Raw genomic sequence first — 13,758 nt, 5'->3', positions numbered from 1 at the left:
CGATATCGGGGTCATCTATTGGGACTACATTGAGGATGAGCGTGATCAGAAGGTGTACCTCAGCTTGATCAAGGGGGTTGATCTTGGAAGCAAGGACAACCGCGGCGTGCTGGTGATCAATGTCAACACCGGCATGCTCAATACGATCCTGAGCCAGGAAGCGTTCGACACGATTATCGTGGACAGCAGTAACAATATTGTCGCGGCTAACCGCCCGGAGCTGTACGGGAAAACGTTAGCCGAGATTGAAGATGCCAGCGGGGCCGTTTACCACGCGAGCGGCAGCTACGAGTCGGTCATCCATGACGAAGCCTCCAAGGTGCTGATCGAACCGCTGAATACGGAGTCCGGAGTGAACGGCTTGCGCATTATTTCGATATTCTCGATCGATAGCATCGTGGCGGATGCCAACCGGATCAGCAAGCTGGCGATGACCGTCATCATCATCAGCCTGCTGCTGGCCGTTCTTCTTATTTACAGCTTCTCTTCACTGATCTCGAACCGGCTGCTGCGTCTCAGCAAGCATATTACGAAGGTAGGTACCGGTAACCTTGGCGTTGCCATGGAGATCGACGGCAAGGATGAGATCGGCCAGCTGTCCCGTCAATTCAACTCCATGGTGGGCAACGTTAACGACCTGATGAACGAAGTGCAGGAGTCCAACGAACAGAAGCGGTTAATGGAGCAGAAGCAAAACGAAATCAAGTTCAAAATGATGGCCAGCCAGATCAATCCGCATTTTCTCTTTAATGCCCTGGAGTCCATTCGCATGGAGGCCCATCTCAAGGGCGAGACCGAAATTGCCCGGATCGTGCGGCTGCTCGGCAAAATGATGCGGAGCAATCTCGAGGTGGGCAGCGGAAAAACCACAATCAAGGACGAAATCGAGATGGTACAGTGCTATCTCGACATTCAGAAGTTCCGATATGAGGACCGCCTGAAATATGAACTTCAGGTGGACCCCGAAGCGAACCGGGTAAGAATCCCGCCTTTGATCATCCAGCCGCTTGTGGAGAATGCGGTCATACACGGGATGGATCACAAAGAAGAGGGAACCTCCATAAGGGTCAGGGTCACGGCCAGCGAAGGGAAACTGCACGTCATGACCGAGGACAATGGTGCAGGCATATCCCTGGACAGATTGCAAATGATCTACGGCTATTTGAACGATACCGACGAGAAGGACGGCGGACGGATCGGGCTCCGTAACGTACATGTCCGTCTGCAGCTCACGTACGGCCCTGAAGCGGGTCTGATTATTTATAGCGAACCGGGCATAGGAACGCGTATTGAATTCAGTATTCCGACAGGAGGAAAGATCGATGATGAAAGTGTTGATCGTGGATGACGAACCCAAACTGCGCGAAGGGCTGAAGAGCATTGTGCCATGGACAGAGCTTGGGTATCAGGTTGTTGATACTGCAGCGAATGGGAACGAAGCGCTGGAGAAGCACGCGAAGTACGACCCGGATTTGATGCTGATTGATATCCGGATGCCGGGAATGGACGGATTGCAGCTGATCGAAGCCATCCGAAACCTGGATTCCGAAATTCATCTGCTCATCTTGAGCGGATATGCCGATTTTGATTATGCCAAGCGGGCGATTTCCCACCGTGTGGACGGATACCTTCTAAAGCCGGTGGATGAGGACGAGCTGAGCAAGTATTTGCTGCAGATTAAAGAAGCCATCGAGCAGGAACAGGAGAGGAAGGCGCTGAACAGGGCAGCCTCCGATATGAGCCGCGAGCAGTTCATTCAGACATGGTTCAACCCGGAGAGCAAGCCCGATCCAGCCGCTTTGCGGCATATGGCCGAGCGGTCGGGACTGTTATGGAACCATTACCAAGTGCTGCTTGTTCATCATAACGGCAGCGATGAATCCGGTGAGGAAACCGACGACCGGTTGAAAAACCAGCTGATCGAAGCTTTTGAAGATAACGGCCGCGGCGCGGTGTTTTCCATGCATGGACAGCTCGGTATCCTAATGCCCACGCCGGTCTTGACGGCAGGTGGACGTAAGGAATTGCTGCAGTTGGTAGAGGAAGCCGCAAGCCGGGCTGGCACGGCGATAACGGCCTCTTTGGGACGTCAGGTCCACCGTCTGGAGGATGTAGCGGATTCGTATCGTTGTGCCAAAGAACGGATCCGCGAGCGGTTCTTCTATGCTCCAGGGGAGATGCTGTTTCCTGAATCCGAGCGGTTTGCCGGCGGCAACACGGATGAAGAACGGCAGCCCTATGATCCGGAGCAGCTGATGGAACAGCTCTATTATGCGGTGGATGTGGGCAATGTGGAGGTGCAGCAGAAGCTGCTGCATACGGCAGCGTATGCCATGGTGAATGAAGAATACACGGAGGAGAGGATGAAACGCGCCTTCGTGGAGCTTCTAACCGGGGTGTACAACAAACTGATGCAGCATCATACGGAGCTGCAGTCCCGCACGAAGGAATACTCGGATCGGATTGCGGCAATATTCCGACAGCGCACGGCCTATGATCTGTGCCGCCATTCGTCCCAATTCCTGGAGGAGCTGATCTGGCAGGCGGGCAATGGCGGACGGGATCAGGAGATGAAGCGCATCATGGATCTGATTCAGCGCAATTACAAGGAGAACATTAAGCTGGAAACGCTGGCTTCGATATTTAATTACAACAGCGCTTACCTTGGAAAAATGTTCAAGAATACGACTGGGGAATATTTCAATACGTATCTCGATAAGGTCCGGATCGACAAAGCCAAAGATTTTTTGAGGCAGGGCATGAAGGTGTATCAGGTCGCGGAGAAGGTCGGTTATACGAACGTCGATTATTTTCATAGCAAATTCAAAAAATACGTCGGCACGTCTCCGTCCAATTTCCGCAAGGAGCTGGACCTTTAATTTAACCGTGCCGTAACGCTGATTCGACAACGCGGCAGAGAACGGATGTGGCGCCGAGGTTATACAGCCCCTTGTGACGGAGTATCGCATGAACTGCAGTGAGCCGGCACACAGCAAATAGGCTTCAAGCAGCTCCGCGCCGTCTGATGCCGTATTCTAAATGGTTAATATTTGCACGCCTCATCACTCTCACCTACAACCAGACTAAGCATAAGTACTTTCATATCGCTGCCCTATAAGACGCGACTAAGGCACGCGTCTTTTTGTTTTTCCTGTGCCTCCCCCAAGGCATTATTGGGGGAGCTGCCAAATGCTGCGAAGCTCCGAGCGGAGGGGCCGGAATCGTATCGGAGAAGCGGCAGCGGTCGCCTTTAAAGCTGGAAACAACCTTATACTATGACCGGAAGTTTCCCGGATTTAACAGCGGTCGTAGATACGATCCGGACACGGAGCGGGCTAAAGGGGTTTTTCAGCGTTCTGCTTCCCGTATAATGTCTAATTTTTATATGATTTTTAAGCCAATCCTTCGGGTACTTCCCCGCCCCAGCTTGGTTTATCATCAGGATATACAAGAGAGGAGGGGTTGGTTTGAAAGCGGTAACAAAAACGGAAAGCAGCATCCAACCTGCCGCAAAGAAAAAGAAAGGCTTTTGGACCACTTTCAAAGAGCAGAAAGTACTGTACGGAATGTCGCTTCCATTCATCGTCATTGTATTCATCTTCAGTTATTTGCCGGTGTGGGGCTGGCTGATGGCATTCCAAAATTACAAGCCGGGCAAAGGGATATTCGAGCAAAAATGGGTGGGCCTGGACCATTTCGCAGCACTTTTCGCGGACGATAAGTTTTATCTGGTGTTGCGAAATACACTCGCCATGAGTTTCATGGGATTGATCGTTGGATTCACGATTCCGATCCTATTCGCAGTCTTGTTGAATGAGCTTCGTGGAAGCGTATTCAAGAGGACCGTACAGACGATATCTTATCTGCCGCATTTTGTGTCCTGGGTCGTAGTTGCCGGTATCGTGACCAAAATGCTGTCCACGGATGGAGGCGCTGTCAATCAGCTGCTGATGTGGCTGGGGCTCATTGATCAGCCGATACAGTTCATGGCTCAGGGGAACCTGTTCTGGTACATCGTCACGGGCTCCGATATATGGAAGGAAATGGGCTGGAGCGCGATCATTTATTTGGCAGCGATTACAGGGATTGATCAAGAGCAGTTCGAAGCAGCCAAGGTTGACGGCGCGAGCCGGATTCGCCAAATATGGCACATTACGCTGCCGAGCATCGCCCCTACGATTGCTATCCTGCTGATCATGTCCATCGGTCATTTGATCAGCATCGGTTTCGAGAAGCAGTTCCTGCTGGGTAATCCGCTGGTCGTGGATTATTCCGAGGTGCTTGACCTGTATGCGCTGAATTATGGACTTGGCATGGGACGTTTTTCATTCGGTACGGCCATCGGAATGTTCAACTCGGTCGTAAGCATCATCCTGCTGCTGCTTGCCAACGGCGTGTTCAAAAAATTCACGAAGCAATCGATTATGTAAGGGGAGGGAAACAGCATGGCACGAACCAAAGCAGCATTCAAGCCCTCGCTCTCCGATCGGGTGTTTGATATCGCGAATTTTACCATCATGGCACTGGTCATGATTGTCACACTCTACCCGTTCCTGAACGTTCTGGCGATATCGCTGAACGATTCCGTTGATACGGTGCGCGGGGGAATCTACATCTGGCCGAGGGAGTTCACGCTGGATAACTACGTGCAGATTTTTAAATACGACGGCTTGGTCACCGGGGCCAAAAACACGATTCTCCGTACGCTTGCAGGGACCTTTCTGGGCTTGCTAAGCGGCACGATGCTGGGCTACGTCCTCAGCAGGGTAGATTTTCAGGGAAGAAAGTTCATGTCGACCTTTCTTGCGCTGACGATGTACTTCTCCGGCGGAATGATTCCGGTGTTCATCCTGATCCGCGACCTGAACATGATGAATTCGTTTCTGGTCTACATCATTCCGGGCATGGTGAGCGCGTTTAACGTATTCGTCATCCGGTCTTTCATCGACAGCCTGCCGTACTCGCTGCAGGAATCGGCAAAGCTTGACGGGGCCAACGATTTTACGATCTATTACAAAATCATTCTTCCGCTCTGTAAGCCCGTGTTGGCTACCATCGCCCTGTTCCTGGCTGTCGGGCAGTGGAACTCTTGGCTCGATACGTATCTTTACAACGGTAACGCACCCCATCTCACCACGCTCCAATTCGAGCTGATGAAGGTGCTGCAGAGCACCCAGGGGCAAACCAGCGGCATGATGACCGGGCAGAATATGGCCGAGATCGTGAAGCAGGTGTCGCCGGAGTCGATCAAAATGGCAATCACGATCGTGGTAACGGTTCCGATATTGCTCGTGTATCCGTTCCTGCAGCGGTATTTTGTGAAAGGTATGACGCTTGGAGCGGTAAAAAGCTAAGCGCATGTAACGGTATCAGCAGGCCCAACGTCCTGTTATACGATAAATGATCAAAAATCGATTTAGGGGGTATAGCAATGAAACATAAGAAGAGATTGTCGCTCCTGCTCGCGATCATGATGATGGCTACATTCGTTCTGGCGGCGTGCGGCAACGGCGACAGCAACAATAGCGCAAACGGCGGCGATGAGGGCAGCGGCGGAAGCGATACGCAGCAGGAAGAGAAGCTCGAGCCGATGACCATGACGTATTACAGCGCGGATTCCAATGCGAACTGGGCCAACATGCAGGATGCGGTCGGGAAGAAGCTGACCGAAAAGACCGGCATTACGATCCAGGCCGAATATGCGGTGGACGGCTCCAATCAGAAGCTTCCGCTGATGGTGGCGAGCGGGGAATACCCGGACTTGGTATTTGCCAAGGGGGACGCCAATCTGTTCGTGGATTCCGGGGCGTTTATCGATCTGACGGATCTGATCGAAGAGCATGCGCCAAACATCAAGAAGGTGTACGGAGATTACATGAGCCGCCTGAAATGGAGCAACGAGGACGAAGCCATCTATGTCCTTCCGACGCTTGCAGCGGTGGACCATCAGGCACTCGATGCCGGCGGCACGTTCCAGATCCAGCATGAGGTGCTGAAAGAACTCGGATACCCTGAGCTGAAAACGGTGAAGGATTATGAGAAAGCGCTGAAAGACTATGCCGAGAAACACCCGACCATTGACGGCCAGCCGACGATTCCGCTGACGTTGAATGCGGACGGATGGAGAATCATGATCTCGGTAACGAACCCGGCGTTTATCGCGACAGGCGTATCGGATGACGGCGAGTACTATATCGACCCGGAAACAACCGAGGCGAAGCTTCATTACAAGCGGCCGGAAGAGAAGGAATACTTCCGCTGGCTGAATCATATGAACGCCGAGGGCTTGTTGGATAAAGAAACGTTCGTGCAGAAAACGGACCAATACGAAGCGAAAATTTCCTCCGGCCGCGTCCTTGGCGTCATTGATCAGGAGTGGGGCTTCGGCAATGCAACGAACGCACTGAGAACTGCCGGCAAGGAAAACCGCACCTATGCGAGATTCCCGATCCAGCTGGATGAGTCGACGAAGGATGCAACGTTCCAAGACACGGGTTACGTCGCCGGATGGGGCGTAGGCATTACGACATCCGCCAAGGATCCGGTTCGAATCATCAAGTTCCTGGATTATCTGGCTTCCGAAGAAGGGCAAGTTTTGATGAATTGGGGTATTGAAGGCGAGCATTACAACGTGGTGGACGGCAAGCGAGTTATTCCTGAAGACGTCCAAGAGCGTAAAACCTATGATAACGCCAACTTCACGAAAGAAACAGGAATCGGCTTGTACAATGCGATGTTCCCTCGTTACGGCGACGGCGTGAAGGATTCGACGGATAACTATTACACAACGAACTTCCCAGAGACGATCATCGAGAATTATACGCCGGCCGCGAAGGAAACGCTGAAAGCGTACGGCGCGGAAATGTGGAAAGACCTGTGGCCGAAACAAGAGGAATTTGATGTGAAGCCGTGGGGCGTTGCTTACAACATTCCGGTACCGAGCGACTCCAATATCAATATCACGTACAAAAAGGTGGAAGAGATTACCCGGAAGCGGATTCCGGAAGTCATTCTTGCCGATCCGGCGAAATTCGATGCACTGTATGACCAGTTCATCAAAGAACTGAATGATGCCGGCGCCGAGAAAATGGAGCAGGAATACACCCAATTGGTACGCGAACGCGTGGAACTCTGGAATAATTAAAGTAGAGGCGAATCGAAGGGGCCGGCAATATGCGGTCCCTTTTGCCGCTATTCAAGGCAGGCTGCTGTTATAATCGCGGACCTCAATTTAGTTAGAAGAAATATAACCATAGATGAAGGATTTCAGGTGCTCTTCGAGAAGACCTTTATAAAATCATTGGACATAAGGGGGGATTACGCTGTATTCAGCAGAGCATAAGAACACAACCCTGTGGTACCGGAAGCCTGCGGCCAAGTGGGAAGAAGCGCTTCCGCTTGGAAACGGCCGCCTTGGTGCCATGGTGTTCGGAGGCGTGCAGGAAGAATGCATTCAATGGAACGAAGATACGCTCTGGTCCGGGTTTCCCCGGGACACGAATAATTACGAGGCTCTCCGGTATCTGGCAAAGGCAAGGGAATTGATTGCGTCCGGCAAGTATGCTGAAGCGGAACAGTTGATCGAGGGCAGGATGGTTGGCAGAAATACGGAGTCCTTTTTGCCGCTGGGAGATCTGTTGATCCGACAGTCGGGAATAGGGGATTCATGCTCGGAATACAGGCGCGAACTGAACCTGGATACGGGGATTGCTTCCACTCGTTTTCAAGTAAGCGGCTCCGATCCTATTTTCAGCAGGGATATGTTCATCAGTGCGGTTGACCAGGTCGGGGTTATCCGTTATGAAAGCACGGGGAGCAGCTCCGTCCAATTGGAGATCGGGTTACGTTCACCGCTGCAGCATCGTACACGCACAGAGGAAGACGGGACGCTGGTGTTGCATGGGCATGCTCCGACCCATATTGCTGATAATTACAGGGGCGATCATCCCGGGTCGGTGCTTTATGAGGATGGGCTGGGCATTCGGTACGAAATGAGGCTGCTGGCCTTGACGGACAGCGGCCAGGTGACGGTCGATGACAGCGGCATGCGCATTTCCGCGGCAGGCTCGGTTACGCTGCTGATTGCGGCTGCTACGAATTTTGAAGGCTTCGATCGTTTTCCGGGTTCTGGCGGTACCGATCCGTCCGGCATATGCAGGGAGAGACTTCAGGACGCCATGCGGCATGGTTTTGAACAATTGCGCTCACGGCATGTCCAGGACCATCAAGCCTTGTTCAGACGCGTGGAGCTTCAGCTTGGCCGTCCAGAGAATGAGCGCTCCATAGCAGCTTTAGCCACCGACGAACGGATGGAAGCGTACCGGGAAGGACGGGAGGATGCTGCGCTCGAAGCGCTGATGTTTCAATTCGGAAGATATTTGCTCATTGCCAGCTCCCGGCCGGGTACACAGCCCGCCCATCTGCAGGGTATATGGAATCCCCATGTCCAGCCGCCATGGAACAGCGATTACACAACGAATATCAATACCGAGATGAATTATTGGCCGGCGGAAACGACGCGTCTGAGCGAGTGCCACGAGCCGCTCATCCAAATGATCCGGGAGCTTAGCGTAAGCGGTGCCCGGACCGCGAAGATTCACTATGGCGCCCGTGGATGGGTCGCCCATCATAACGTGGATTTATGGCGAATGGCCAGTCCGAGCGATGGCAGAGCCATGTGGGCCTACTGGCCAATGGGCGGTGCTTGGCTGTGCCGCCATCTATGGGAGCGTTACCAATTCCAACCGGATATTGAATACTTGCGGGAAACGGCGTATCCGCTGATGCGTGGAGCCGCTTTGTTTTGCCTGGATTGGCTGATTGAAGACGGGGAAGGGCATCTGGTGACCAGCCCGTCGACATCGCCGGAGAATCAGTTTCTTACCGAGGAAGGGCTGCCTTGCAGCGTGTCGGCAGGCTCGACCATGGATATGGCCATCATTCGCGATTTATTCCATAACTGCATCGAAGCTTCGCAGCTGTTGGAGCAAGATGATGAACTGCGGGAAGAATGGAAAATGGCGGTCGAGCGCCTGCTGCCTTACGCCATCGATAACGAGGGCAGGCTCATGGAATGGAGCAAGCCGTATCCGGAAGCGGAGCCCGGACATCGGCACGTATCCCATCTGTACGGATTGTATCCCGGCTCTGATATTACCCTCCAAGATACGCCGCAGCTTGCGGAAGCCGCTTATCGTACGCTTATGTCGCGCATCGATCACGGAGGGGGGCATACGGGCTGGAGCTGCGTTTGGCTCATTAATCTGTTTGCCCGACTGCAGCAGCCGGAGAAGGCTTATGATTATGTCCGGACCCTGATTTCCCGCTCCATGCATCCCAATCTGCTCGGGGACCATCCTCCGTTCCAGATCGATGCGAATTTTGGAGGCAGCGCCGGACTTGTGGAAATGCTGCTCCAGAGCCATTTGGATGCCATTCAGCTGCTGCCGGCGCTGCCGAAAGCGTGGGCAGAAGGCTCCGTGCGGGGATTGAAGGCCCGCGGAGGATTTATCGTGGATATGGAATGGAAGGACGGCATTCTTGCGTCCGCAAGCATAACCTCTACGCATGGCCGGAACTGCAGAATTCAATATTCCGAACCTCTCGCCGTTCGAAGGGAAGACGGAAGCGTTGTGACCACGGGAGATCGGCTTTCTTTTGAGACGGTGAGCGGCATGACCTACCAGATTGCATTGGCTGCTATTGAGGCATTGTGAATAAGGGCTAATCTCTAGCAGGGCTGGATGAACGATAACCGGATACGAAATGATGAAGGCTAAAGGAGCTGAATGCTGATGATTAACGAAAAGCTGCCGAAAATGTGGTACGGCGGGGATTATAATCCCGAGCAGTGGGATGCGGAAGCGTGGAAGGAAGATGACCGCATGTTCAAGCTGGCGGGAATCGATGTAGCCACCATAAATGTATTCTCCTGGGCTTTGAGTCAGCCGAATGAGGATACGTACGATTTTGCTTGGCTCGACGAGACGATTGACCGGCTGTACCGGAACGGGGTGTATATCTGTTTGGCAACGAGCACGGGAGCTCATCCGGCCTGGATGGCGCGCAAATACCCGGATGTGCTGCGCGTCGACTACGAGGGCCGCAAACGCAAATTCGGCGGACGCCATAACTCCTGTCCGAACAGCCCCACCTACCGAAAATACGCCAAAATCATGGCAGGCAAGCTGGCGGAACGCTATAAGGATCATCCGGCCGTCCTGATCTGGCACGTGTCGAACGAATATGGCGGGTACTGCTACTGCGACAACTGCGCCGCGGCATTCCGGACTTGGCTCGAGCAGCGATATGGCACGCTGGATGCCCTAAACAAGGCATGGAATACCCGCTTCTGGGGCCACACCTTCTATGACTGGGAGGACATCGTCGTTCCTAACGCTTTAAGCGAGGAGTGGTCCGGCAACCGGACGAATTTCCAAGGCATATCCCTGGATTACCGCCGTTTCCAGTCCGACAGCCTGCTGGACTGCTACAAGCTGGAGCGGGATGAATTGAAGCGGATCACGCCGGATATACCGGTGACCACGAATCTTATGGGTTTTTATCCGGAGCTGGACTATTTCAAATGGGCCAAGGAGATGGATGTCGTATCCTGGGACAACTATCCGTCGCTGGATACTCCGTACAGCTATACCGCCATGGCGCATGCCCTGATGCGGGGGCTTAAGGGCGGTCAGCCCTTTATGCTGATGGAGCAGACGCCGAGCGTTCAGAACTGGCAGCCGTATAACTCGGCCAAGCGCCCTGGGGTAATGCGATTGTGGAGCTACCAAGCGGTTGCCCACGGCGCGGATACGGTGATGTTCTTCCAGCTGCGCCGTTCGATCGGGGCCTGCGAGAAGTATCACGGCGCGGTCATCGAGCATGTCGGACATGAACATACCCGCGTATTCCGCGAGTGCGTCGAGCTGGGCAAGGAGCTGCAGCAGCTGGGGGACCGGATCCTGGATGCCCGTTCCGATGCCAAAGTCGCGATCATCTACGACTGGGAGAACCGGTGGGGCATTGACCTGTCGAGCGGTCCGACCGTCGCCCTCAATTACGTGAACGAGGTCCATAAATATTACGATGCCCTGCACCAGCTGCATATTCAGACCGATATGATCAGCGTGGAAGAGGACTTCCGGAAGTATGACGTTGTCATCGCGCCGGTGATGTATATGGCAAAACTGGGATTTGCAGAACGCGTGGAGGCCTTTGTATCGCAAGGCGGTACCTTTGTGACGACCTTCTTTAGCGGCATCGTGAACGAGAATGATCTGGTGACGCTGGGCGGTTACCCGGGCGAGCTGCGCAAGGTCATGGGAATTTGGGCCGAGGAGATTGATGCGCTGCTTCCGGGCCAGCAGAATCAGATGGTGATGCGGGGACGGAAAGGCCAGCTGGAAGGCACCTACGACTGCGGCATTCTGTGCGACGTGATCCATGCCGAGGGAGCAGAGGTCGTTGCCGAATACGGCTCGGATTACTATCAAGGCATGCCATCGTTGACCGTGAACGCTTTCGGACAAGGGAAGGCCTGGTATGTGGCCACAAGCCCGGAGCCTAAATTCCTGCGAGATTTGATGCAAACGATATGCAGCGACCATGGCATTGAGCCTGTCCTGAACGCTCCCGAAGGCGTTGAGGTGACAAAGCGAGTGAAGGAGGACGCGGAGTTTACCTTTGTGCTTAATCACATGCCCGAGCGCAAATCCGTGTCCTTGGATGGGGAAACCTATGTTGACCTGCTGACAGGGGAGGAGCTTCGGGATACCTGCGAAGTGCCGGCACGAGGCGTGTTGATATTAGAGAAGCGGTTAGGATAGAGGTAACATAAGGGCTTTCCAAGAAGAGTGAACAGCTTGAAGCGCTCTCAACAAAAAGCAGAGAAGGCGGGGACTCCCGAACTTCTCTGCTTTATTTTTAATCTGAAGCTATCGACCGCTGCCCATTCTAGGCTTCCTTCTCGTGCAGCTTTCGGAATTCCTTGGGCGAAATGCCCTCTTGTTTCTTAAAAACAAGACTGAAATATTTCTCGTTCTTAAAGCCGACCATTTCGGAAATCGCGGCCATTTTCAGCCCCGGATTTTGCAGCAGGATTTTGGCCTTCGAGATGCGGATCCGGTTCAGATGCTCGGGGATATTAATCCCGTGCTTCTGCTTGAATTTGCGGGAGATGTACTCCCGGCTTACGTGAAACCGGTTTGCAATATCGTACAGTGATACGTCATTCTGATAGTTTTGCTCGATATACGCCGTGATGTCGTGGATCAGGTCCTGCCCCGTCTGCTTCTGGGACTGCAGCGCCGAGGCCAGTAGGCTCATTAATTGATCCCAATACTGCTGCCATTCTGCCAGGGAGCATACATATTTGTCCGGGCTTGGCCGCTCGATGGTGGCGCTTTCCTCTTTGTACAATTTCAACAAAGCCTCAGACGACGGATTTGCGGTTTCATGAATGACGTGATTGGCGAACCGATCAATTTCGCGGTCCCATCGCTCCAGAAGCTCCGGCGTGAGAACGCCGCTTTTTCGGATGGCGGCAAGGAACGAATCGACGGCCTCGGCAATGGGAGCAGGCTGACCGCTAAGTACAGCGAGCTTCCAGGTATCCTCGAACCCGCTGAACTGAACGCCCCGATGATGATCCATCCCGGATCGGCGCTGCTGCTCGGCATCGTGGATGAAATGGTTCAGGACCGTTAAATCACGCGAACGCAGGGCATTCGAGCATTGGGCATAGAGCTCGGGAACGTCTACCGGATATCGACCTTCCGGACTTATGCCAAAATGCATCTGGCGCGACAGCGTCCGAAACATCCCGCTATTGATCTCTTGAAGCAGCGTAGGGACCGTGGCGAGCTGTTCCCACAATAAGAGGACCAGTTGATGCGGCGATCCGAATGGACGGAAAGCAATCCCGATCCGGTCCTTTTGCAGAAATTCATTGCAAATATTCAACAGGGCGAACATCAGCAGATCCTGATGATGGCCGAAGCGGCTGTACAGCACATGATCTGACTTGTCGATTTGCATGACGGCCAGACGTATTGCGTTGGTCTGCGCCGGCACGATGCCTTCATCCCTGAGGCGGTTAACCACCTGGGAATGGGCGCTCCTGTCATCAATAAGGCTGGATAACAGCTTCTCCGAATAGACCGGCCGGTACTCGTTCACCTGAACATGCTGCTGCCGCGCCGCAAGGCGTTCTTGTTCCTCCGCCTTCCATGCCGCGGTCGCCTTGGCGACCGCTTGGTTGATGACGTCCTCCTCGATGGGTTTCAGGATATAATCCGTGCCGCTGTACCAGATGGTGTTGCGCACGAATTCGAAATCGTCATGCCCGCTGATGACGATGAATTTGATGTCCGGGTAATGCTTGTGAATCCATTCCATGAGATCCACGCCGTTTTTGAGGGGCATCAGCATGTCCATCAGCACAAGATGGGGCCGAAACGCCGGGATCAGCTCCATCGCCTCTAGCCCGTTGGCCGCTTCCTCTATATCGGTAATCCCGTGCGCTTCCCACTGGACCAGCAGGCGGATGGCTTTGCGCACGCGAGACTCGTCATCCACGATCAATGCCTTCATCCGTTTCACCTTCCACATTTATAGTCAGCACTACACGAAAGCCGTGCGGCTGGTTGTTTTCGATGCTGAATTTGGATTTTCCACGATAGTACAGCCTCAGCCTCGTCATGATGTTGATGAGTCCGATTCCGCTGCTGTCTTCCGTCTCCAGCTCGGACAGAACCT

The 13,758-nt window shown here is 53.6% G+C and carries 8 protein-coding genes and 1 pseudogene; 7 read left to right on the top strand and 2 right to left on the bottom strand.

Features of this window, described 5'->3' with window-relative positions; translation table 11 throughout:
* The 7 genes from HMPREF9412_RS16710 to HMPREF9412_RS16680 all read left to right on the top strand — a co-directional run.
* Positions 1-1,348, top strand: a 1,348-nt coding sequence (locus tag HMPREF9412_RS16710) for a sensor histidine kinase (protein ID WP_009592815.1), incomplete at its 5' end; no start/stop codon positions are given.
* Positions 1,323-2,879 (top strand): response regulator transcription factor, encoded by a 1,557-nt coding sequence (locus HMPREF9412_RS16705; RefSeq protein WP_009592818.1) that lies wholly within the window; start codon positions 1,323-1,325, stop codon positions 2,877-2,879. The genes HMPREF9412_RS16710 and HMPREF9412_RS16705, both read left to right, overlap by 26 nt.
* 588 nt (positions 2,880-3,467) lie before the next feature.
* The gene (locus tag HMPREF9412_RS16700; RefSeq protein ID WP_009592813.1) at positions 3,468-4,430 is read left to right on the top strand and encodes an ABC transporter permease; all 963 of its coding nucleotides are present in this window, start codon (positions 3,468-3,470) and stop codon (positions 4,428-4,430) included.
* A 15-nt stretch (positions 4,431-4,445) separates the two neighbouring features.
* Positions 4,446-5,354 carry a carbohydrate ABC transporter permease gene (locus HMPREF9412_RS16695; protein ID WP_009592812.1) on the top strand — a complete coding sequence of 303 codons (909 nt, stop codon included), beginning with the start codon at positions 4,446-4,448 and terminating at the stop codon, positions 5,352-5,354.
* A gap of 77 nt (positions 5,355-5,431) precedes the next feature.
* Complete coding sequence (locus tag HMPREF9412_RS16690) at positions 5,432-7,144, top strand: ABC transporter substrate-binding protein (protein ID WP_009592819.1); 1,713 nt, start codon at positions 5,432-5,434, stop codon at positions 7,142-7,144.
* Between the two features lie 172 nt (positions 7,145-7,316).
* Positions 7,317-9,716 carry a glycoside hydrolase family 95 protein gene (locus HMPREF9412_RS16685; RefSeq protein WP_036672529.1) on the top strand — a complete coding sequence of 800 codons (2,400 nt, stop codon included), beginning with the start codon at positions 7,317-7,319 and terminating at the stop codon, positions 9,714-9,716.
* 78 nt (positions 9,717-9,794) lie between these two features.
* Positions 9,795-11,828: a beta-galactosidase gene (locus HMPREF9412_RS16680; RefSeq protein ID WP_036672527.1), complete on the top strand. Its 2,034-nt coding sequence runs from the start codon at positions 9,795-9,797 to the stop codon at positions 11,826-11,828.
* Positions 11,829-11,955: 127 nt separating this feature from the next.
* Here the strand turns inward: HMPREF9412_RS16680 and HMPREF9412_RS16675 are convergent, their stop codons facing one another.
* Entirely contained in the window at positions 11,956-13,593 is a 1,638-nt protein-coding gene (locus HMPREF9412_RS16675; RefSeq protein WP_009592814.1) for a response regulator transcription factor, read from the bottom strand.
* Positions 13,571-13,758: pseudogene (locus tag HMPREF9412_RS16670) on the bottom strand (histidine kinase); the annotation flags it as partial. The pseudogene HMPREF9412_RS16670 and the gene HMPREF9412_RS16675, both read right to left, overlap by 23 nt.

The sequence above is a fragment of the Paenibacillus sp. HGF5 genome (assembly GCF_000204455.1).
GTDB classification, from domain to species: Bacteria; Bacillota; Bacilli; order Paenibacillales; family Paenibacillaceae; genus Paenibacillus_AQ; species Paenibacillus_AQ lautus_A.
Note: the sequence above shows the minus strand (reverse complement) of the source record. Positions and strands in the feature narration are given on the sequence as shown.

Excerpts from the sequence above, each read along its gene's own strand:
- HMPREF9412_RS16705 (WP_009592818.1), top strand. The coding sequence starts at position 1,323 with ATGATGAAAGTGTTGATCGTGGATGACGAACCCAAACTGCGCGAAGGG.
- HMPREF9412_RS16695 (WP_009592812.1), top strand. The coding sequence starts at position 4,446 with ATGGCACGAACCAAAGCAGCATTCAAGCCCTCGCTCTCCGATCGGGTG.
- HMPREF9412_RS16690 (WP_009592819.1), top strand. The coding sequence starts at position 5,432 with ATGAAACATAAGAAGAGATTGTCGCTCCTGCTCGCGATCATGATGATG.
- HMPREF9412_RS16680 (WP_036672527.1), top strand. The coding sequence starts at position 9,795 with ATGATTAACGAAAAGCTGCCGAAAATGTGGTACGGCGGGGATTATAAT.
- HMPREF9412_RS16675 (WP_009592814.1), bottom strand. The coding sequence starts at position 13,593 with ATGAAGGCATTGATCGTGGATGACGAGTCTCGCGTGCGCAAAGCCATC.